At 41.5% G+C, this 21,134-nt stretch carries 17 protein-coding genes and 2 pseudogenes; 15 read left to right on the top strand and 4 right to left on the bottom strand.

What is annotated here, in order from left to right; genetic code table 11:
• The 9 genes from nuoI to MN200_RS12370 all read left to right on the top strand — a co-directional run bounded on the left by nuoI (position 1) and on the right by MN200_RS12370 (position 8,356).
• Positions 1–543 carry an NADH-quinone oxidoreductase subunit NuoI gene (nuoI, locus tag MN200_RS12410; protein ID WP_004651038.1) on the top strand — a complete coding sequence of 181 codons (543 nt, stop codon included), beginning with the start codon at positions 1–3 and terminating at the stop codon, positions 541–543.
• Positions 543–1,061 carry an NADH-quinone oxidoreductase subunit J gene (nuoJ, locus tag MN200_RS12405; protein ID WP_171264408.1) on the top strand — a complete coding sequence of 173 codons (519 nt, stop codon included), beginning with the start codon at positions 543–545 and terminating at the stop codon, positions 1,059–1,061. Before nuoI ends, nuoJ begins: the two co-directional genes overlap by 1 nt.
• Complete coding sequence (nuoK, locus tag MN200_RS12400) at positions 1,061–1,369, top strand: NADH-quinone oxidoreductase subunit NuoK (protein WP_004695395.1); 309 nt, start codon at positions 1,061–1,063, stop codon at positions 1,367–1,369. Before nuoJ ends, nuoK begins: the two co-directional genes overlap by 1 nt.
• Positions 1,366–3,255 carry an NADH-quinone oxidoreductase subunit L gene (gene nuoL, locus MN200_RS12395; RefSeq protein WP_242759495.1) on the top strand — a complete coding sequence of 630 codons (1,890 nt, stop codon included), beginning with the start codon at positions 1,366–1,368 and terminating at the stop codon, positions 3,253–3,255. The genes nuoK and nuoL overlap by 4 nt, the downstream gene beginning before the upstream one ends.
• A 7-nt stretch (positions 3,256–3,262) precedes the next feature.
• Positions 3,263–4,870, top strand: a complete 1,608-nt coding sequence (nuoM, locus tag MN200_RS12390) for an NADH-quinone oxidoreductase subunit M (protein ID WP_242760535.1) — start codon at positions 3,263–3,265, stop codon at positions 4,868–4,870.
• Between the two features lie 3 nt (positions 4,871–4,873).
• Positions 4,874–6,370: an NADH-quinone oxidoreductase subunit NuoN gene (gene nuoN, locus MN200_RS12385; protein WP_242759494.1), complete on the top strand. Its 1,497-nt coding sequence runs from the start codon at positions 4,874–4,876 to the stop codon at positions 6,368–6,370.
• A 122-nt stretch (positions 6,371–6,492) separates the two neighbouring features.
• Entirely contained in the window at positions 6,493–7,128 is a 636-nt protein-coding gene (gene upp, locus MN200_RS12380) for a uracil phosphoribosyltransferase (RefSeq protein WP_004982901.1), read from the top strand.
• Positions 7,129–7,209: 81 nt separating this feature from the next.
• On the top strand, positions 7,210–7,503 hold the full coding sequence (locus tag MN200_RS12375) for a cold shock domain-containing protein (protein WP_005400349.1): 294 nt from the start codon (positions 7,210–7,212) through the stop codon (positions 7,501–7,503).
• A gap of 121 nt (positions 7,504–7,624) precedes the next feature.
• Positions 7,625–8,356: a cold shock domain-containing protein gene (locus tag MN200_RS12370; protein WP_242759493.1), complete on the top strand. Its 732-nt coding sequence runs from the start codon at positions 7,625–7,627 to the stop codon at positions 8,354–8,356.
• A gap of 31 nt (positions 8,357–8,387) precedes the next feature.
• On the opposite strand, the gene gigC is transcribed toward MN200_RS12370, so the two are convergent.
• Positions 8,388–9,266, bottom strand: a complete 879-nt coding sequence (gene gigC, locus MN200_RS12365; protein WP_010327351.1) for a LysR family transcriptional regulator GigC — start codon at positions 9,264–9,266, stop codon at positions 8,388–8,390.
• Between the two features lie 85 nt (positions 9,267–9,351).
• Between gigC and MN200_RS12360 the strand changes: the two genes are divergently transcribed.
• The 4 genes and pseudogenes from MN200_RS12360 to MN200_RS12345 form a co-directional block, all read left to right on the top strand.
• The gene (locus MN200_RS12360; protein ID WP_242759492.1) at positions 9,352–10,113 is read left to right on the top strand and encodes a ferredoxin--NADP reductase; all 762 of its coding nucleotides are present in this window, start codon (positions 9,352–9,354) and stop codon (positions 10,111–10,113) included.
• 153 nt (positions 10,114–10,266) lie between these two features.
• A complete protein-coding gene (locus MN200_RS12355) occupies positions 10,267–11,289 on the top strand; it encodes a molecular chaperone DnaJ (RefSeq protein ID WP_242759491.1) in 1,023 nt (340 codons plus the stop codon).
• Between the two features lie 88 nt (positions 11,290–11,377).
• Positions 11,378–12,565: a molecular chaperone DnaJ gene (locus MN200_RS12350; RefSeq protein ID WP_347565860.1), complete on the top strand. Its 1,188-nt coding sequence runs from the start codon at positions 11,378–11,380 to the stop codon at positions 12,563–12,565.
• A gap of 407 nt (positions 12,566–12,972) precedes the next feature.
• Positions 12,973–13,215 (top strand): annotated as a pseudogene (locus MN200_RS12345) (endonuclease domain-containing protein); the annotation flags it as partial.
• A 122-nt stretch (positions 13,216–13,337) separates the two neighbouring features.
• Here the strand turns inward: MN200_RS12345 and MN200_RS12340 are convergent.
• On the bottom strand, positions 13,338–15,218 hold the full coding sequence (locus MN200_RS12340) for an ATP-binding protein (protein WP_242759489.1): 1,881 nt from the start codon (positions 15,216–15,218) through the stop codon (positions 13,338–13,340).
• A gap of 76 nt (positions 15,219–15,294) precedes the next feature.
• Complete coding sequence (locus MN200_RS12335; RefSeq protein ID WP_242759486.1) at positions 15,295–18,189, bottom strand: valine--tRNA ligase; 2,895 nt, start codon at positions 18,187–18,189, stop codon at positions 15,295–15,297.
• 183 nt (positions 18,190–18,372) lie between these two features.
• On the opposite strand from MN200_RS12335, the gene MN200_RS12330 reads away from it, so the two are divergent.
• Both MN200_RS12330 and MN200_RS12325 read left to right on the top strand, forming a co-directional pair.
• Positions 18,373–19,047 carry a hypothetical protein gene (locus MN200_RS12330; RefSeq protein ID WP_242759483.1) on the top strand — a complete coding sequence of 225 codons (675 nt, stop codon included), beginning with the start codon at positions 18,373–18,375 and terminating at the stop codon, positions 19,045–19,047.
• A 12-nt stretch (positions 19,048–19,059) separates the two neighbouring features.
• On the top strand, positions 19,060–19,866 hold the full coding sequence (locus MN200_RS12325; protein ID WP_078389117.1) for an SDR family NAD(P)-dependent oxidoreductase: 807 nt from the start codon (positions 19,060–19,062) through the stop codon (positions 19,864–19,866).
• Between the two features lie 100 nt (positions 19,867–19,966).
• Here the strand turns inward: MN200_RS12325 and MN200_RS12320 are convergent.
• Positions 19,967–21,002 (bottom strand): annotated as a pseudogene (locus MN200_RS12320) (agmatine deiminase family protein).
• Positions 21,003–21,134: the final 132 nt, after the last annotated feature.

The raw sequence follows: 21,134 nt of genomic DNA, 5'->3' as shown, positions 1-21,134 counted from the left end.
ATGTATAAAATTCTAGCTGGGTTCGGGTCAATCGTACGTTCACTGTGGATGGTTTTCTCACACGTGACACGTAAACGTGACACCATTCTTTACCCAGAAGTGCCAGCCGAACAAATTGTTCCACCACGTTTCCGTGGTCGTATCGTGTTAACACGTGACCCAGATGGTGAAGAACGTTGTGTTGCGTGTAACTTATGTGCAGTTGCATGTCCTGTTGGCTGTATTTCACTACAAAAAGCAGAAAAAGAAGATGGTCGTTGGTATCCGGAGTTTTTCCGTATCAACTTCTCACGTTGTATTTTCTGCGGGATGTGTGAAGAAGCATGTCCGACGACTGCAATTCAAATGACTCCAGATTTCGAGTTGGGTGAATACGTTCGTCAAGACTTGGTATATGAGAAAGAAAACTTACTCATTTCAGGTCCTGGTAAATACCCAGACTACAACTTCTACCGTGTAACAGGTATGGCTGTAACTGGAAAAGACAAAGGTCAAGCGCAGCGTGAAAGCGCACCAGTTGATGTACGGAGCTTATTACCATGATGTGGCCATTTTATTTGATGGCACTTGTGGCCATCGTTTCTACGATTCGTGTTGTGACCAACGCGAATCCTGTACACGCTTTATTAAGCTTGATCGTGTCACTTCTTGCAGTTGCAGGCATGTTTATGATCGTGGGTGCGCCATTTGCTGGCGCGCTTGAGATCATCGTCTATGCAGGCGCGATCATGGTGTTATTCGTATTCGTAGTGATGATGTTAAACCTTGGTCAACACACCGTTGAACAAGAACGTAAATGGTTAACATCGTCTGCTTGGGCATATCCAGCACTCATGAGCTTCTTAATGGGCTTGGTGTTGGTGTGGATGCTCGGCTCTGACTACACAGTGGCTGGGCCTGCTATGGGTACTGAAGTTGTGGGTCCAAAAGTCGTTGGCCAAGCACTCTTTACTCACTATTTATTATTGGTTGAAGTTGCTGCCATGTTATTGCTTGCTGCGTTGGTTGCAGCATTCCATCTTGGCAAACGTGAACCAGGTGCAGAAGAGGACAAACAATAATGGGCAACATCCCTTTAGAACATGGTTTGATTGTTGCAACCATTCTTTTTGCACTGGGTTTTTACGGTGTGATGGTGCGACGTAATCTATTATTTATGTTAATGAGCCTTGAAATCATGATGAACGCAGCTGCGCTTGCGTTTGTTTTGGCTGGTAGTGCATGGGTACAACCAGATGGTCAGATCATGTTTATCCTGATCTTGACACTTGCTGCGGCAGAGGCGTGTATCGGTCTTGCGATCGTCCTTCAGTTCTATCATCGCTTCCATCATTTGGATGTGGATGCTGCTAGTGAGATGCGCGGATGAGTTTTTTATATTTAACAGTATTATTCCCGCTCATTGGTTTTGTCCTTTTAGCGGCAGGTCGCAACAAGCTTCCTGAAAATGTCGCTGCCATTATTGGTGTAGGGGCGGTTGGCCTTTCTGCATTGGTTGCTTTGATCGCTGGTCTAGACTTTGTGAATAATGGCAAAGTGACTTATGTTCAACATCTTTGGACATGGTTCAATGTAGGCAATCTAAGCCCAGGCATTAGCTTACATCTTGACGGTTTATCACTGCTCATGATGGGTATGGTGACAGGTGTGGGTTTCCTGATTCACATCTTTGCATCATGGTATATGCGTGGTGAAGAAGACTTCGCGCGTTTCTTCTCTTATTTCAACCTGTTCGTTGCTAGCATGTTGCTGCTCGTATTGGGCGATAACTTAGCGTTATTGTTCTTAGGTTGGGAAGGCGTAGGTCTATGCTCTTACTTGCTGATTGGTTACTACTATCAAAACCCTGCAAATGGTTTTGCAGCAATTAAAGCATTTACCGTAACACGTGTCGGTGACGTTTTCTTACTGATCGCTTTGTTCTTAATTTACCAACAGTTCGGTACTTTAAACATTGCTGAAGTGGTTGCAGCTGCACCAACAGTGATGACACAAAGTTCATCTTTAACCATTTGGACAGCACTGATGTTGTTCTTGGGTGCGGCAGGTAAATCTGCACAGATCCCATTACAAACATGGTTGGCCGATGCAATGGCAGGTCCTACGCCTGTATCTGCATTGATCCACGCTGCAACGATGGTAACTGCAGGTGTTTACCTGTGCTGCCGTATGTACACCGTGTTTGAAATGGCGCCTGAAGTGATGATGTTTATCTCAATCACAGGTGCGGTAACGTTGTTAGTGGCTGGTTTTGCTGCATTGGTTCAAACCGACATCAAACGTATTTTGGCTTACTCAACGATGAGTCAGCTGGGTTATATGTTTATGGCTGTGGGTGCTGAAGCTTACCAAGCAGGCCTGTTCCACATGCTAACTCACGCATTCTTCAAGGCATTATTGTTCTTGTCTTCGGGTGCAGTGATTTTGGCTTACCACCACGAACAAAACATCTTCAAGATGGGCGGTTTGTTCTACAAGAACAAATTCCTATTTGCTTGTTTCGCTATTGGTGGCGGTGCATTGGCCGCGATTCCATACATCACCGTAGGCTTCTTCTCTAAAGACGCGATCTTGGGTGCAGTTTGGGTACAAGGCGAATCAATCGCAGTGTATAACTCATTATACTGGGCGGGTGTAGCAGGTGCATTCTTAACGTCGATTTACACATTCCGTCTGATTTGGGTTGTGTTCTTTGGTAAAGAAAATACGCCGTATCATGCGATCAAAGGCATTACCTTCTGGGGTCCTTTGGCGATTCTTGCTGTATTTTCGACCTTCATTGGTGCGGTACTTAAAGCGCCTGTAGAAAGCATTTTAAATGCAGCAAAAATTCCAGCATTTGTAATTCCAGAAGCGTTAGAACATGGTATGCACAGCGCTGAATGGACTGCTGTGGGTATTGCATTGGTTGGTTTAGTGATTGGTGTGGTCTTGTTTGCGTTTGCTTATAGCGCAGTGAAAGGCTTTGCTAAAACGTCATTGGGTGCAGGTCTTGCAAACATTTGCCGTAATGCACTGGGCTTCGATGCGCTTTATGACATCGTTTTTGTGAAACCATATTTGCTTATTGCGAAGATTTTAGGTCGTGATCCAATTGATCGTTTGTGGTTAGTCTTGCCTGCACTTGTAAAAGGCGGTCATGGCTTCACAAGTTCACGTCAAACGGGTTCATTGCGTGATTACGCATCAAGCATGGCATTAGGTATCTTTGTATTACTAATGGTCTTGATCGTCACTCAGATCGTGGGGAAATAAGATGGAAATCACAAACAACTGGATTCTACCCGCGCTGATCTTAGTTCCGTTCATTGCTGGTTTTATTTGTTGGTTAGTCGACAAACTCGACGACAAACTGCCGCGTTATATCGCGTTAGTGGGTATGCTCATTACTTTGGGCTTAACTGTTGCGCTATGGCAGACAGGTACATTTAACTACGAACTTGGCGCGAAAGTGCCATCGTGGTCTGCTGAATTCATGTTGCCATGGATTCAAACTTTAGGCATTAACATCCATTTAGCGGTGGATGGCCTATCTCTATTAATGGTGGGCTTAACGGCACTTTTAGGTGTATTAGCTGTCGGCTGTTCTTGGGGTGAAATTCAAAAGAATGTTGGTTTCTTCCACTTAAACCTTTTATGGTCTTTGGGTGGTGTGATCGGTGTATTCTTAGCGATTGACATGTTCTTGTTCTTCTTCTTCTGGGAGATGATGCTTGTACCTATCTACTTCTTGATCGCGCTTTGGGGTCATAAAGGGGCAGAAGGTAAATCACGTGTTTACGCTGCAACCAAATTCTTTATCTATACGCAAGTCGCTGGTCTTATCATGCTCATCGGTATCCTAGGCCTTGTGGTTTACGGTTACATGATGACGGGTATGATCGGTTTTGATTACAACTATTTATTAGCTGTAGCCAATACTTTAGACAAAGAATTACCTGCTGTTGCTTTTGCATTCATGCTGTGTTTATTCGTCGGTTTTGCGGTAAAACTTCCAGTTTTCCCATTACATGGCTGGTTACCAGATGCGCATGCGCAAGCACCTACAGCAGGTTCGGTTGACCTTGCAGGTATCTTAATTAAGACCGCTGCATATGGTTTACTACGTTTTGTGATTCCATTCTTCCCAGCGGCTTCTGCACAGTTTGCAGACATCGCGATCATTTTCGGTTTAATCGGTATCTTCTACGGTGCTTGGTGTGCTTTCCAGCAAACCGATATGAAACGTTTACTTGCGTATACGTCAATTTCACATATGGGCTTTGTTTTACTTGCGATTTACGCAGGTAACATTTTAACCTTCCAAGGTTTGATGATCATGATGTTGGCACATGGCTTGTCATCTGCTGCATTGTTCATTATGTGTGGTCAAGTGTACGAGCGTGTTCATACACGTGATATGCGTTTGATGGGCGGTATGCGTGGTCAGTTCCCATATCTTGCATTCTTCCTCATGTTCTTCGTGGCGGCGCTTGTAGGTATTCCAGGTCTAGGTAACTTCATTGGTGAGTTCCTGATCTTGATGGGTTCTTATGCAAAATTCCCAGTGTTTACTATTCTTGCAGCAGTAAGCTTAGTATTTGCAGGTCTTTATGGCTTGATTCTGATCCACAAAGCGTTGTTTGGTACGCCAAACGAAGAACAACAGCAGCACTACAACAACCCATTGAAAGATTTAAATGCGCGTGAAGTAGTGATCTTGTTAATCTGTGCTTTCGGTCTGTTATGGCTTGGTCTGTACCCACAAAGCTTCCTTGATATTTCAAATTCAAGCATGGCGTGGTTAGCGAACAGCTACATTCCTGTACAAGAAGTAGTTGACGTTGCGAGTCAAGCAACTGTTCAACTCGAAAATGTGGAGATGCAATAAGTCATGAACTTCACAATGTCATTTTCTGAGCTTATGCCTTTAGCTCCTGTGATGATCGTTGCTTTAACAACGATCGTCGTGATGATTCTTACTGCGATTAAGCGTAACCATAACTTAATTGCAACAGCATCAGTGGTGGGCTTAAACCTTGCAGCAGCATATGTATTATTCACAATGTTCGGTGGTGCTTTTGCACCTGCGAACGTGATGGGTATGTTCATGGTGGATGCGTACACCTTGCTGTACCAAGTAATTATTCTAATTGCTGCTTTGGCATGCTGTACTTTGTCGCATGCCTATATCGAAAGCTATAAAGATAACCGTGAAGAACTGTATATCTTAATGTTGTCATCAGTGACTGGTGCAATGTTAATGGTGGCAAGCTCTCACTATGCATCTTTCTTCATTAGCCTTGAGTTGATGTCGATTCCTGTATATGGCTTATTGGCCTATACACACCAGCGCTCTAAGTCTTTAGAAGCGGGTGTGAAGTACTTGGTGCTTTCAGCAACAGCTTCGGCAATGTTGTTGATGGGTATGGCTTATATTTACGCATACACAGGTTCAATGTCGTTCTATGACAATGTTCAAGCGTTAATGCAAAACATCCAACAGCCAATGGTACTTTTAGGTTTAGGTCTGATTGTTTTTGCTGTGGCATTCAAACTATCTTTAGCGCCATTCCACAAATGGACGCCAGACGTTTATGCAGGTGCCCCAACGCCGATCGCAACATTCCTTGCTACAGCTGCAAAAGTAGCGACGATTGGTCTGTTTGTACGTTACATCCTTACTTCAGGTGCGATCCTTGTTGACTCAATCGTGACGATCTTAACCGTGATTGCGGTGTTATCGATCTTGGTGGGTAACTTCCTTGCAGTGAAACAAGTGAACTTGAAACGTATCTTGGCATACTCTTCAATTGCGCACTTTGGTTACTTGTTGATTGGTTTAATCAGCATGACTTATGCAAGCCTTGGTAACGTATCGGTCTATGTGATCACTTATGTGTTAACTACGATTGGTGCGTTCGGTGCGGTTGCATTGATGTCTAGTCCATACAACAACGTAGACGAAGCAGAAAGTCTAGCGGACTACCGTGGTCTATTCTGGCGCCGTCCAGTGTTGACTGCCGTATTAACCGTGATGATGCTATCGCTTGCGGGTATTCCATTGACAGCGGGCTTCATTGGTAAGTTCCTTGTGGTCATGGCTGCGGTAACGACTCAACACTGGTTCCTTGCTGCGATGATCATCGTTGGTTCTGGTATTGGTCTGTACTACTACCTCCGTGTGATGGTTGTTATGTACATGACACCACCAGATGCACCTCGTGTAGATGCTGTGGATCATTGGGGTCAAAAAGTGGGTGGTATTATGGTGCTTTTAGCTGCGGCAGCAGTGCTTGTGATTGGTATCTATCCAGATCCAATTATCAAGTTAGCACTTCAGTCAGAGATCTTATCTCCAATCCACTTTATGCTTTCTCAACAGCACTAATTTTTAAAAACGTTTGGTTTTAACAAAAAAGCCTCCATCAATTGGGGGCTTTTTTGTTTTTATCGCACGATAAAAAGCTTTATAATGTAAGGAATTTTATTTTACCTTTTAGGTGCTCTCCCGTGGCTATCCATGAAATTCGTCATCCACTGATTCGTCATAAGCTTGGTCTTCTTCGTCGTGCAGATATCAGCACTAAAAACTTCCGTGAGCTGGCTCAAGAAGTGACCATGCTGTTGACCTATGAAGCGACCAAAGATTTACCTGTTTGCGACCATGAAATTGATGGTTGGAATGGTAAAGTAACAGTAGATCGCATTGTGGGTAAAAAAATCACGGTTGTACCAATTTTACGTGCGGGTATTGGTATGTTGGATGGTTTCTTAAACCTGATTCCAAGTGCCAAAGTGTCTGTACTGGGTTTAGAGCGTGATGAAGAAACGCTTGAAGCACGTACTTATTACAAAAAATTAGTTCCAGATGTACAGAACCGTTTAGCGATGATCATCGACCCAATGCTTGCAACGGGTTCTTCATTGGTTGCTGCGATTGATGTATTGAAAGCAAGTGGCTGTAAAGACATTCGTGTGATGGTGTTGGTTGCGGCGCCTGAAGGCATTAAACGTGTTTTGGATACGCACCCAGATGTCACTATTTTCACGGCTTCAATTGACCAAGGTTTAAATGCCAATGGTTATATCGTGCCGGGTCTAGGCGATGCGGGCGACAAAATCTTTGGTTCAGTTCAAAAAGATTAAGATTGAGCCTCAGCAAAAAGAGGCTTTTATAGCCTCTTTTTTATATACTACAACAAAGCGTGTACATATTAGGATCTGTTTATGAAGGCCGAGCAATATCAAGGAAAAGTTAAGCAATATAACGCTGACAAAGGTTTTGGCTTTATTTCCTCACCTGAAGGTGACGTATTTTTTCATATCTCGGATTTCCCTGCAGACTCAGGTGAGCCGAAACGCAATGAACGGGTGAAGTTTAATGTGGTTGAAAATGGCGATCGCTATAAAGCGATTAAAATTGAGCGGGTTGAAGACAACTCTGCCAAAGCCAAGAAGTCGAAAGTCTCAAGCCATAATAAATCGATCACCACAGATTTATTGTCTAATTTTCGACGCTAAGTTAGCGTTGATTCAGAGTTTAATCGTGCAAAGATTAATCTTTGTATTTTGAAGCAAAGAGGCTTTTTAGCCTCTTTATTATTGATTACAATACGAAAAATACAGTTGAATAGAGCAGATTATGTTTCTGAAAGGGAAAATCAAAAGCTTTAGTACCTCACGTGGTTTTGGTTTCATTGAGGTGGAAGGGGATATTGATGATGTATTTTTTCATATCAAAGATTTGCCACAGCACAACATTGAACCCAAAATTGGTGAAGCACTTCAGTTTATGATTGTAGAAGACCAAGGCAAGTTTAAGGCTGGCAATATCCAGAGGCTTGGTCTGTCATCAGAAAGCAAAGCCACGACATCATCAAATAAGAAAAAAGCACGTACCCAAGCCTCACCACGTTACCATGAGGCAGGGCATAAAAGTACCATCATCACCGTGATTGGCATCATTATCGTCGCGGTATTGGGCTTTTTGACCTATGGGAAATATCAAAGTTATAGTGCAGAAAAACAGCGTAAAGCTGAGCAGTTGATGCTCGAGCAACAACAGATTGTAGAAGAACAGCGTAAAGCTTTAGGAAAGTTGCCCGATCAAATCTTATCTGAGCAAGGGAAGCGTAATTTAGATGCAGGTCTGCATCAGACCAATCAACCACGCTCTGAACGCGTAACGGAAAGTATTGATAAACAACATGGTCGTTTACCTGTCAGCACTGGGCAGTTTAAATGCGATGGACGAACCCATTGCTCCCAAATGCGTTCTTATGAAGAAGCGGTTTATTTCTTAAGAAACTGTCCAAATACCCAAATGGATGGGAACAATGATGGTGAGCCTTGTGAGCGCCAATTTGGGAAATAAAAAAAAGCACCCTTGGGTGCTTTTTACTTACTTATTTTTCGCAGAATTTCATAAAGGCTTTGAGTCCTGGCCCTTGGTACTTCTGACGATGCACCAACATGAACAGTGGACGCGTTAGAGACCAAAACGGCGTATCAAGCACCACCAACTGGCCTTTTTCGCGCAAAGGCTCTGTTGCCAGTTTTGAAATACATGACATCCCTAAACCACCCGCCACGATTTTTAAAATCGCTTCATTATGACCCAAGGTCAGACGGATATTGGCATCAGGCAAGTCTTTTAAAATAGCATTATCAAACACTTCACGCGTACCTGAACCTTCTTCACGCAAGATCCACTCGACCGATTTAAAGTCTTCAGGCGTTAATGTGCGATTTAACTGCGCCAAAGGATGATCTGGTGCACAGCAGACCGCTAATTCATCATCACGCCAGTGAATACATTGGAGCTGTGGCAAGTGACAAGAGCCTTCAATCAAAGCCAAATCTAGTTGGAACTGATTCACCGCCTCAATCATTTGACGGGTGTTACCAACTTGCAGTTGTAAATGGGCTTGAGGCTGAATTTGTAAGAAATCAGCCATTAGGTCAGGCATAAGGTAGTCACTGATGGTCAGGGTTGCACCCAAACGCAAATCAATGCTTTGTAACTCACCTTTAGCGGCTTGCTCGAAAGCATCACAGCGACCCAAAATTTCTAAAGCTTGTGGTAGCAGGAAACGACCTAGATCATTGAGCTGAAGACGCTTACCTAGACGGTCAAACAGAGGAGCTCCCAAACCGTCTTCTAGATCTGCTAAAGCCATACTCGCAGCACTCTGGGTGAGTCGAACCGCATCACTGGCTTTGGTTACTGTGCCTTCTTGAGCAACTGCTACAAAAACCGCCAACTGGCGTAAAGTCATGCGCATGAATATAGCCTTAACATTTAAAAAATATTAACAAATTATGTGGTCATGCTAACATGAGCAACGTCTTTGATGCCACGCTGAAATCATGTCAATTGAAAAATTTAGCCTAGAAAAGGTTTTATCCGTACACCGTTGGACCAATACACTTTTTAGCTTCACCATGACGCGACCTGCACATTTTAAGTTTACCGCAGGACAATTTGCCCGTATTGGCATCAAAGTGAGTGATGAATTGGTGGTTCGAGCGTATTCGGTGGTGTCCTCTCCCTTTGATGAAACTTTAGAGTTTTTCTCGATTGTGGTGCCTGACGGTGCATTTACCTCAAATTTACAACATTTAAAAGTCGATGATGAGATCTACCTTGAAAAGATCCCGTACGGCTTTTTGACTTTGGCGCGTTATCAATTGCCGTTACCAAAAGACTTATGGTTACTAGGCACAGGGACAGGGTTGGCACCTTTTATCTCGATGTTACAAGACTTTGAGACGTGGTCGAAATACGAGAGCATTACACTGGTTTATAGTGTACGTACAGCGTCTGAGCTGGCCTATGCAACACGTATTCAAGAAATTGCAGAGACTTTTGGTGAAGGGCATACAGGCTTTAAATTTGTGCCGATTATTACGCGTGATCCGCATGTGCCACTGCATGACCGCTTACCTGTACTGATTGAAAATGGTGAGCTTGAAAAAGCAGTTGGTTTGAGTCTGAACCCTGAAACCAGCCATGTGATGCTGTGTGGTAACCCGCAAATGGTTGAAGACACCAAAGAAGCCCTGAAAGCACGTGGTCTGACCATGAATCGCCGTGGTGAAGGAAATATCGCGGTCGAAAACTATTGGTAAAGCTATTTATCTAAATAAAATGCTCATCGAATGATGGGCTTTTTTTATTTGAAATTTGAATCACTCAGATTTTAAAATTGGCTTAAAGAGAGATCACTGCTTGTGCGCTAAGATCGCGCTATAATTTCTCTTTTGTACTGGGTTGGGTGGGTTATGTCTTCAGCGTTAAAAACGACGGCTCAGCCAGAGGCGAGGCTTAGCCCGCAGCAGAAAAAATTAAATCGTTTGATTGAACGTATTGAACAACAAAAACAAGAACTGGCAGCATGGAAAAATGCGCAAGCCGACATTCAAAACTATACACGCAGTAAGCTTTTACCTGTGTATAGCGAGTTACATACGGTTCTATTTACACAGCTGGATACCTTGTGGAATCACTTAGCCCACGATGCCTTGAGCAAAGCAGACTTGGTGCAGATTGACACCAAAATAGCCGCTTTAGCCAAGATGCTGAAAAAATCACAGATGCTAACTTCCGAGCAGAAAGAGCAAGTAGAGAAAATTGATACTTTCTATATGCAGCATGCAGAGCATATACGCTCGAAGAAAACCAAAGCGAACTCAATACAAAATCATGACCTCGCTGAAATAGTAGAACAAAACGTGGATGTAGACTGGGAAAATTATGAATACGATTCTGCCCAATATGAAGCAGAGCGAGAACGTGCCAAGCAGTTAAAACAACAAGAAAAACGCGAGCAAGCCGCCAAAATGGCAGCGCAGTCACTGAAAACGGTGTATTTAAAAATTACCGCGATGATTCACCCTGACCGTGAACCTGACGAAACGAAGAAGTTAGAGAAGACCGAACTTTTGCAGACGGTCAATGAAGCTTACGCAGAGCAGGATTTATTTTATCTATTGAAACTCCAGTTACAGCTAGAGACCAATAAAGGCCTAAGCTCAAAAGCTTTAAGTTCGGAACAAGTGAAGTTTTATCAGTTGTCTTTGGAAGCACAGAGTCAGAATTTGCAAAGCCAGTTAGTGGTGATCTTTGCGTCTTTTCACTTGAGCAGTCATATCAACACCAAACAGCTCAAAATGAGTGATGTGTATAAGGTGATAGATAAGGATGCTGCTGAGTTAAGGCAGCAGGTGAAATGGGAAAAGGAACGTTTAAAGCATATGAAAAAGGTGAGTGGGGTGGAGATGTTGTTGGGGCATGGGGTTTTATGAGATAAGATTTTACTTTTTAAACAAATAGTCGTAGGCATGCTTTCTGTTAAAATATTGAGTCAAATCGCATTTGTATTGAAATAAAGTCATGAGCATTTTAGATTTAAGTTTGTATCAAGAAACTGAAAATTTATCTCCACAACAAAAAAAGTTTAATCGTCAGATTCAAAAAATTGAGAAATTACAACTCTCTTTGGTTGAGTGGCAACAAGCACAACAAAAAGTACAGCAGGATGCAAGTGCAGAACTATTGCCATTATATAGCAAATGGCATCAAGTTTTATTTAGTCAATTAGAAGTACTTTGGCAATATAAACAATCGCATAAATTTGCTAAAACCCATTTACAGCGTTTAGATGAAAAAATTTCGATTTTAGCGAGTCTGCTCTTAGATAATCCTAATCTGTCTGAACAGCAACATGAATTGGCGATAGTCATTGCTAAATATTATAACCTTTTAGAAGAGAGCTCTAATTTTCAGACGGTTACATCGCAAGCAGAGAATTATTCTCATCCAGAGCATGATGCTGATGAAATGATGCAGAAACAAGTGATGAAGGGAATTCTTGCAGATCAATTAGGTGTGTCTGAAGACTGGATTGACTTTGATTTTGATCTCGAAAATCTTGAAGAATTTATGCAAAAAGTAAAAGCCAAATTTGATCGAGAAGAAGCCGATTTTATTCAAAATCAACTGAATGATCGTGAGCGTGAAGAATATCAAAAGTTTGCCGAAAAAGAGAAAAAGAAAATTTTAAAGAAGCAAATGCAACTTGAAGATGCAAAAAAAATGGCAGGGCAGTCATTAAAAAGTATCTATTTAAAAATTGCCTCAGTGATCCATCCTGACCGTGAGCGAGATGAGCAAAAACGCATTGAAAAAACTGAATTATTACAGCAAGCCAATACGGCGCTAGAGGAAAAAGATTTACTAGCTCTATTAAAGTTACGTGCTTATACAGAGCAAGGTGATCAAAAACAGGCAGTTAAAATCGCAAATGAACATTTAAAATCTTATAATCTATTGTTAGAAGAGCAAATTGAGCAATTGCAGTTTGAGGTAGATAATATTATTTACTCATTTGATTGGGAGAGTTCAGGTTTCTATAAACAGACCTTTAAACCTGTGGATTTGGCTAAAAAATACCAACGTGATTTGAACGAAATTCAAAAAAAAATATTACGAGATGAACAGTGTTTAAATAGTTATAAGGATTTTGATTGTTTAAAAAACTTACTTAAAAATAGAGCATTCGGCTGGTCATTTAATTTTTAAAGTGGGTTGAGCCTGTAAATAATTTTGTGTAATTGATTTTCATCAATTAAAGGTGATTGCTTAGGGGCGGTCAACAAATTCAATAATAAAGCGACTCATGGTTAAACGCCATGAGCTGCAAAGCAGCGCAAGATAAGCGTATTTCACTTTTTAGACGCTGCATCACAATGGCTAGATAAATCAAGTTACGCACAGCATATTCATTGGAGAGACGTTACACTTTTTGATCGCCTGACGTATTCTCATATTTAATTACTCGATTGCTTTGGTGGCGTATATGGCTTTGCGTATCTCTGATGGATAAGCAAAAAAAGTAAAAGCCGAGCATGTGTATATGAAAAAAGTGAGTGGGGTGGAGATGTTGTTGGGGCATGGGGTACTTTGATTTTCCCTCACCTCCTTGCGGACAGCATGTGATTGCACCGTATATTGTAGATTTTTACTGTCATGAAATTGGTTTGGTGATTGAGTTGGATGGTGGTCAGCATGGAACAGATGATGCTGTCGAATATGATGCCGAACGGACGAAGTTTTTAGAGGCTTTGGGCTTAACTGCCGTGCGGTACTGGAATTCTGATGTGTTGGGGCTGACGGATGTAGTGTTGGCGGATTTGTGGAATGTGTGTCTTGAGCTGAAAGTAAATCAATAATTGAAAATTCCCTCTCCCTCGGGGAGAGGGCTAGGGTGAGGGTGGAATTCATAATGAAAGAAATTTAAAAGCACCTCTCCCTAACGCTCTCCTTTTAGGAGAGGGTGAAGTATTGATATTAATTATGCAATTTTTTGTTGAATTAATTGAAACCAAGACTCGATTTCAGTATGAGCGTTAATGTCTTCGAGCAGCTCCTTAGTCACAACTTTGGATAATTGATAATTTAATTTTTTCTTAATATGCTCTGAACTGTATTCTTTTAAGTGACTATCTCCATCTATGTAACATTGTTTTAAATGTTGGCTAAGACTTTTGGGAATATCAATATTTCCCCAATTAACTTTCCAATCATTATTTGACAATTCTACAAAAGGGTTCGAATATTCATAACACTGCACATAAAGAGAAGGGTGAATATAATTTTCTATTTCATAGAGCTGAGTTTGAAAAGCTTTATGAAGTGGATTTTGATTTATTTTCTGAATAAACTTTCCATATTTTTTTACATCGCGATCATAAATGTGAATTTGTGGTATGTTTGCTACTTTATCTAAATATTTGAATGTTACCCAATGCTCTAAATTGCCACCACCTAAAGGTAATAATAAAATACTGGAATGACTTGATAAGTCCAAATTAAAACAAGATATAGAAATATTTTTTAAAAATTCAATATCAGTAGGACCTTCCATACAAATAATTAATTTTATTTCGGAATAAATTTTAGATATTTCAATATTTGGTGTAATACCTAAAGACTCAGTAACTCTTTCTAAAATTGTTACATCATTTGTTTCAATTCTTAGTTCATTATTTTCTTTATAAAGGAAAATAATGTTTGATAATGGGACCAATGTCCCTAAACTAGGACTATGAGTAGTCATAAAAATTTGAGTATTTGGCTTGCCAGATAGTTCAACTAATGCCTTATAAAGCATAATTTGCCAATCTGGATGCTGTGCCGTCTCTGGTTCTTCTAAAGCATAAATTACAGTTCTATCATCTGTTCGTCTATTTTCAGCTTCAGCTCTGAAGTAATTTAGAAGAATTAGCCTGCGTACACCGCTTCCTCGTTTATTAATTGGTATTCCAGCTTCATCTTCGAATGTAAATGAAAAAAGAGTGTCCCATGCTTTTGTTGATACATTTGGTATTAGTTCATCAGCTATCTCAGGATTCATTTCTCTTAGTTTGGTTATAGTTCTTTGTCCAACTTCTTCAGTAGCAGTCACAACTTGAGCTTTTAATTCATCAAGCTGAGTTTGCATATTTGCTAAAATTGATTTTGTAATAACTTTTAGTGGGCTCTGTACTTCGCTGTCTGAGTCTTTATTTTCTCTATCAGCTTTAAAGAGGAAGTATAGAGGAAAGTCATTTTTTATTGCCTCGTAAATCTTTTTACCATCTTCAGCATCAATAGGTATAAAGGTTTCAATTAAATCTATGGACTGAACATTAGAGAAAGTATAGATTGCCTGTCTAATAGCACTACTTTTTGCTTTATTAACTAATGAGGTATCGTGTGAATTGTCAAATATAGCTAAATCCTTTCTTAACTCTGTTATTTTTTTACTTACTAACGGTGTTGGAAATTTAGCGTTTGGATAGTCTGCAACAATAAATGTTTTTAATGATTTTGTTGTGATAGTTTGAGCTGAAGCACTCCAGACTTTTCTAATTGTTAAGTATTTGTCAGAATCTAGTAGATATTCACTTGCAAGATATGTTGGGACTGTATCGATTGTATAGGATTTACCTTGCGCGACTTGAAATGAAACCTGAATAGTAATATCAGTATCCGATTCTTGATCTCTTTTTTTACTTAGATCACTGATATCGATTTTAACTAGATCATTATTAAAAAATATTTCTAATGCTTCTAAAATTGTAGATTTACCAACATCATTTTTACCGATAATCACATTCAAATCGTCATGCAAATATATAGTTTGCTCTTTATAGCCCCTAAAATTTTTTATATATAATTTAGAAATAATCATTTTTATCCTTTAATTAAAAAATCCCCTCAGATTTGAAGGGATTTTAACTTAATAATTAAATAAATAGCAATGAAGATTAAAGCGCTGCAATCTGCTCCATATTCGCTTTAATCTTCGCTAACTGACCAGCAAACTCAGCAAGTTTCACTTTCTCACCTTCAACCACAGCCGCAGGTGCTTTTGCCACAAAACCTTCATTTGCAAGTTTAGTGGCAATTTGGTCATGCTGCTTTTGAACCTTGTCTAAGTCTTTTTGTAGACGACCCAATTCCGCTTTAGGATCAATTAAACCCTTCATTGGAACGTATACAGACACATGCCCGACAACACTTGATGAAGATAATGGTGGTTGTTCGCTGTCGCCTAAGAAGGTAATGCTTTCAACTTTCGCCAATGCTTTAAACAACGGTTCAATACGTGCGATCTGTGCTTTTTCAGCATCAGTGGTGTTTTGAAGCAGAACAGGCAACAAACGCGCATTACCTAGACCCATTTCACCACGGATGTTACGTACCGCACCAATCAAACCTTGTAGCCATTGCATATCTGCTTCGGCTTGTTCGTTGATTTTGGCTTCATCTGCAACAGGGTAGTTTGCCAACATAATGGTTTCGCCACCCAAGCCAATCATTGGCGCAAGGGTTTGCCAAATTTCTTCAGTCAAGTACGGCATGATTGGGTGAGCGAGACGTAAAGAAGCTTCCATCACCGCAAGTAATACACGACGCACTTCGGCTTTACGTTCTTCAGAAACAGACTCATCATTCAGAACAGGTTTGGTCAGCTCTACATACCAGTCGCAGTATTCATTCCAAATAAAGTCATAAATTGCTTGCGCAGCCAAGTCTAAACGGTAAGTTGCAAAGGCTTGATGAACGGCTTGCTCTGCCTTTTGTAAACGGCTTACAATCCACTGTTCAGGTAATTCCCAAAGGTCTTGACGTGCTTCTTGACCAACCGTTTGACCTTCAACATTCATCAATACAAAACGAGTTGCATTCCAAATTTTGTTGGCAAAGTTACGATAACCTTCCACACGTTTCATATCAAACTTGATGTCACGACCTGTGTTTGCCAATGCACAGAAGGTAAAACGAACCGCATCTGTACCATAAGCCTGAATCCCTTCTGGGAATTCTTTGCGGGTTGATTTTTCAATCTTCGCCGCTTGTTTCGGGTTCATCAAACCTGTTGTACGTTTTTGTACTAAAGTTTCTAAATCAACACCATCAATCAAATCTAATGGGTCAAGTACATTGCCCTTAGATTTAGACATCTTCTGACCTTCGCCATCACGTACCAAACCGTGTACGTACACAGTTTTGAACGGTACTTGCGGTGTGCCATCTTCATTTTTCATGAAGTGCATGGTCATCATGATCATGCGCGCCACCCAGAAGAAAATGATGTCAAAACCAGTCACCAATACATCAGTCGGGTGGAAGGTATTTAAGAAATAGTTTTCTTTATCTTTCGCTTCGTCGCCCGTCCAACCTAAGGTTGAGAATGTCCAAAGACCCGATGAGAACCATGTATCGAGTACGTCTTCGTCTTGGTTCAATTCAACGTCAGTGGGGATGTTGTTTTTCGCACGGACTTCAGCTTCGTCACGACCCACATAGATGTTGCCCTCAGCATCGTACCAAGCTGGGATACGGTGACCCCACCAAAGTTGACGAGAGATACACCAGTCTTGAATGTTGTTCATCCACGCCATGTACATGTTGCTGTACTGTTCAGGCACGAACTTGATGCGACCGTCTTGAACCGCTTCAATGGCAGGTTGAGCCAATGGTGCAATTTTTACATACCATTGGTCTGTCAATAATGGTTCAACGATCACACCTGAACGATCACCACGAGGTGGTTTCAAGGTGTAGGGTTGAATTTGGTCTAACCAACCTTCAGCTTCAGCTTGTTCAACCAGTTTTTTACGTGCTTCAAAACGCTCTAAACCAATGTAGTCCGCAGGAGCAGGGATGGTTTTAGAAATTTGCTCGCCCGCTTTCGCGATGTATTCAAACTCTGCCAACACTTCTGCATTTTTGTTGAAGATGTTGATGATTGGCAGTTCACAACGCTTACCAACTTCATAGTCGTTAAAGTCGTGCGCAGGGGTGATTTTTACACAGCCTGTACCGAATTCTTTATCCACATATTCATCTTTCACGATTGGAACAGCACGACCTGTAATTGGCAGAATAATGTTCTGACCAACAAGGTGCGTATAGCGTTCATCATCCAGTGCCACAGCAACCGCAGTATCACCGAGCAATGTTTCAGGACGAGTGGTTGCGACAACAATGTGGTCTTTACCATCATGGGTACGGAGGTTTTTATCTTCAAAGAAATATTTGAAGTGCCACAGTGAACCTGCTTCTTCTTTATCCGACTCAACTTCGAGGTCAGAAAGGGCAGTTTGTAATTTTGGATCCCAGTTTACTAAACGTTTGCCACGGTAAATCAAGCCGTCTTCGTGTAATTTAACGAACACTTCTTTGACCGCATTGGATAAACCTTCATCCATGGTGAAGCGTTCACGAGACCAGTCGACTGATGAACCTAAACGACGGATTTGACGGGTGATGGTGTCGCCTGATTGCTCTTTCCATTCCCAGATTTTTTCGATGAATTTTTCACGACCAAGGTCATGGCGGCTGACACCTTGAGCACCCAACTGACGCTCAACCACCATTTGCGTTGCAATACCCGCATGGTCTGTACCCGGTTGCCATAAGGTGTTTTTACCTGACATACGGTTGTAGCGGGTTAAGGCATCCATAATGGCATTGTTAAAACCATGACCCATGTGCAAGCTACCGGTGACGTTTGGTGGCGGAATCATGATACAAAATGACTCACCTTTTTCAGAGGGCTTGAAATAGCCGCGCTCTTCCCAAGTTTGGTACCATTTTTTCTCGATCTCGGTCGGATCGTAAGTTGTAGCGATATTTTGCGCTGAATCAGTCATAGTTCAAACAGTTCAAAAGTAGATAAAAAATTGCATCTATTGTAGCAAAGAAATCGCAAATGGGGGCATGTAAAGCAAATGCGTTGATCTAGCAATTGCGACATGAAGCAGAGCGCTTTATGATGTGTCTAAACCTAGAGTGCGCAGTGTTCGCAGTAAAAATCAAAAAAAGGGGGGATCACTATGACTTATCAAATATCATTAAAATTAAAACCTGAAACTCACCAACGCTTTGCTCACATTCATCAACAGCTTAATGCCGGTGAAAGCCAAAGTCTTGCCAAACCTTTGGGTGATGTTTTAGCGGATATTTCATGTGAAGTGATTGATCAAGTCTTTGGCGATCTTGCACGCTTGTCTACCTCAGTCGATGGGGAGTCTGAGAAAGTTATTCAGCATATTGTGGACACTATGCGTAAGTACATGCCGTGGTCCGTGTCTTTTTTTTCAAATGACCGTCTAATTCCAATGGTGAATTATCTAGAGCAAAGGATGTATGACACCGAGAGCATGCATTTTTTAAGCTACCCAGTCGAAAAAACTTTAGTCACCGAACTTTTGGGTTGTGCGGAACAGATGGAAAAGGGCAATAACAGTTATGTTGCTCCAGCTTTGAAGGTATTTACACAAATTGTCGATCAAGGGGTGACCAGTCTGGTCCGTGAACCCAAAAAAATGCTTAAATTTAATCTGGTGGTCGATAAAACACTAAATGGGGTGATTAACTTAACGACTCAGTTGGGCTATAAACGTTTTGATAAGTTAGGGCGTATCTATGATGCGCAGATGATGAGTCAATATTTCGATCATTTCCTGACTTTTTTAAATGATCAATCTGCAAATAAAACTTCGGTATGAGGCAATAAGGACATGGCACAGTTAAACAGTTTAGACGCTAAGGTGGTGTGGATTACGGGGGCATCTTCAGGGTTAGGTGAAGCACTGGCTAAAGAATGTGCTTTACAGGGTGCTGAGGTGGTCCTCACGGCAAGACGTTTTGACGAACTCGAAAAAGTTCGTGTCGGGCTGCTGAATCCGGATCAACATATTTCCATTTGTGCTGACATTACCGATGAAGCTCAAGTTCGTCATGCCTATGAGCAAGTGCTACAGAAAAAAGGTCGGATTGACTGGTTAATTAATAATGCGGGTTTAAGCCAACGTGCCTTGATTGCTGACACCAGCATGCAGACTGAACGTGCGATTATGGAAGTGGATTATTTCTCACAAGTGTTCTTAACCAAAACTGTTCTACCAACATTTTTAGCGCAAAAATCAGGTCGTATTGCCTTTGTTTCGAGTGTTGCGGGGCTATTGGGGACGCAGTACCGTGCCAGCTATTCAGCAGCTAAGGCTGCCATTCATATGTGGGCAAATAGCTTGCGTGCCGAAGTGGCCAATGAGGGCGTGGATGTATCGGTGATTTTCCCGGGCTTTGTTAAAACCAATGTCTCGTTTAATGCTTTAAATGGCGAGGGTAAACCACAGGGTCATCAAGACGAAGCGATTGAAAATGGTTTAGAACCCGATATTTTTGCGCAAACGGTGGTGAGCGCTTTGCTCAAAGGTGAAGAATACATCGTAGTCGGTGGACGGAAGGAGAAAATGGGGGTTCTGGTATCTCGTTTATCGCCTACAACGTTGTATAAAATGATTCGTAAGATGAAAGTGAAGTAAATTGAAAAAGGCAGGAGGAACGTCTCTTCCACCTGCCTTTTTGCGGATGTTGTTCCCATATCCCATCCCCTCCATGTATTGATAGGGGAGCCGCACTGCACTACTTACTGATTTTATTTAAATAGTTTAAAAACAATTCCGCATTTTTCCCACGCACTTGCCAAGACATACAGCGCACACCACCGCCCATATGACAGACATTAGAAGACTGTACTGGAACAACAGTCCGTTTGGTTACACTACGAATTTGCTTTAACGCGACAGCATCTTCTTTAATCCCAAATTGCGGGAAGTAAATCCGTTCAGGCGTGACCAACATATTGGTGTATAGGCCACATGCAGCACCAAATTTTTCATCGTAGATTTCGCTGCCATCATAAGGGGGGATGATTTCACGAATTTTAACATTGGGAATGCCGCGCTTTAAATCGGCTTTAAGTTGCTTGGCATAGTCGGGATCTTCAGGGTAAGAGTTAATTACCAAGGTATTTTGGTCGACAAAGCTGACTACGCCATCGGCATGTTCCAAGCCCCCTTGTTCATCGGCTTCAATAAACGCAATCTGCTTTGCACCTGTCAAAGCGATGAGTTTCTTACGGGCTTCGCTTTCGGTGAGCTTGTTATCCGCTAGGAATTTGGTGCTGAGGACGACATTGCCATAACCATCTTCCACCCAGTTTCCGCCATCATTCAACAGTTTGCTTTGCGTAAACTGTAAGCCAGCCTTTTGGCTATAGTATTTAAACTCGCCTTGTACTTCATCTGAAATGGCCTGACCTTTTTTAGCGCCACCTTGTCCTGCCGCCGTGTAGCGGAACATGACGGGTTGAGCTGGATTGGCACTGGTGAAGTCGCGCATCCAAATGTCATGCATCGGTGCGATTGCCACATGCTTTTTGCCCAAGGCTTTGACATAGTCGGGGTAGAGGTGTTTGTCCGTCAGGACAACAACATTGTCTCCGTTTTTAATAATTTTTTTTGCATAATCGACGTGAAAATCAAAAATATCATCAATCATTTTTGCATAGTAAGCATCATTACTTTGAGGGGGATGCCAGTACAATTAATTCAGCTTTGGCTACAAGTGGAATCATGCTGAGTACAGCCATACTTATTTTTAGTGCTAAAGATTTCATTATCTGTGACCTATTTACAGTGTAGGTAATGTCCATTTTTATTGTGTTCAGTGTAGAGAATTATGCTCTAGTGAGCAATCTACCATCCGAATGTACGATAGAAGGTGAGCGAGCATGAGCTATTTTTAACGC

It is taken from the genome of Acinetobacter sp. LUNF3, assembly GCF_022699605.1.
GTDB classification, from domain to species: domain Bacteria; phylum Pseudomonadota; class Gammaproteobacteria; order Pseudomonadales; family Moraxellaceae; genus Acinetobacter; species Acinetobacter johnsonii.
The sequence above is the reverse complement of the archived record's forward strand: the minus strand, read 5'-3'. Positions and strand labels throughout refer to the sequence as shown.

Coding starts and splice junctions, on each gene's coding strand:
- nuoK (WP_004695395.1), top strand. CDS start 1,061: ATGGGCAACATCCCTTTAGAACATGGTTTGATTGTTGCAACCATTCTT.
- MN200_RS12355 (WP_242759491.1), top strand. CDS start 10,267: ATGTCTTCAGCGTTAAAAACGACGGCTCAGCCAGAGGCGAGGCTTAGC.
- MN200_RS12360 (WP_242759492.1), top strand. CDS start 9,352: ATGTCAATTGAAAAATTTAGCCTAGAAAAGGTTTTATCCGTACACCGT.
- MN200_RS12370 (WP_242759493.1), top strand. CDS start 7,625: ATGTTTCTGAAAGGGAAAATCAAAAGCTTTAGTACCTCACGTGGTTTT.
- MN200_RS12340 (WP_242759489.1), bottom strand. CDS start 15,218: ATGATTATTTCTAAATTATATATAAAAAATTTTAGGGGCTATAAAGAG.
- MN200_RS12375 (WP_005400349.1), top strand. CDS start 7,210: ATGAAGGCCGAGCAATATCAAGGAAAAGTTAAGCAATATAACGCTGAC.
- nuoL (WP_242759495.1), top strand. CDS start 1,366: ATGAGTTTTTTATATTTAACAGTATTATTCCCGCTCATTGGTTTTGTC.
- MN200_RS12330 (WP_242759483.1), top strand. CDS start 18,373: ATGACTTATCAAATATCATTAAAATTAAAACCTGAAACTCACCAACGC.
- nuoJ (WP_171264408.1), top strand. CDS start 543: ATGTGGCCATTTTATTTGATGGCACTTGTGGCCATCGTTTCTACGATT.
- nuoN (WP_242759494.1), top strand. CDS start 4,874: ATGAACTTCACAATGTCATTTTCTGAGCTTATGCCTTTAGCTCCTGTG.
- MN200_RS12335 (WP_242759486.1), bottom strand. CDS start 18,189: ATGACTGATTCAGCGCAAAATATCGCTACAACTTACGATCCGACCGAG.
- MN200_RS12350 (WP_347565860.1), top strand. CDS start 11,378: ATGAGCATTTTAGATTTAAGTTTGTATCAAGAAACTGAAAATTTATCT.
- MN200_RS12325 (WP_078389117.1), top strand. CDS start 19,060: ATGGCACAGTTAAACAGTTTAGACGCTAAGGTGGTGTGGATTACGGGG.
- gigC (WP_010327351.1), bottom strand. CDS start 9,266: ATGCGCATGACTTTACGCCAGTTGGCGGTTTTTGTAGCAGTTGCTCAA.
- nuoI (WP_004651038.1), top strand. CDS start 1: ATGTATAAAATTCTAGCTGGGTTCGGGTCAATCGTACGTTCACTGTGG.